Here is a 284-nt window from a genome sequence, read left to right on the forward strand (position 1 = left end):
GTCACGCTCACGCTCACAGTCGCCGTATCGACATCGCCGTCCGCGTCTTTCACGTCGTAGTCGAAGCTGATGTCGCCATTGAAGTCAGCCGCCGGCTCGAACGTCATCGTGCCATCGGCCGCGATAACCACGCTGCCATTGTCCACGCTGATGGTTTGTGCAGACCCTGTTAACGCCACGCCGTTGATCGACGTGATTTCAAGACCACCGTCTGGCGCACTGTCGTTAGCCAGTAGGCTCAGCGCCACGCTGCCATCTTCAAGCACCGTCACGCTGTCGTTGAC

Annotated in this window: 1 protein-coding gene; it reads right to left on the minus strand. The window is 59.5% G+C overall.

The genetic code is table 11. The features are described 5' to 3' along the window. A partial coding sequence (locus AACT19_RS02840) for an Ig-like domain-containing protein (RefSeq protein ID WP_165689834.1) occupies positions 1-284 on the minus strand: 284 nt, incomplete at both ends.

The sequence above is a fragment of the Vibrio sp. 10N.222.47.A9 genome (assembly GCF_963872585.1).
Taxonomy (GTDB): domain Bacteria; phylum Pseudomonadota; class Gammaproteobacteria; order Enterobacterales; family Vibrionaceae; genus Vibrio; species Vibrio splendidus.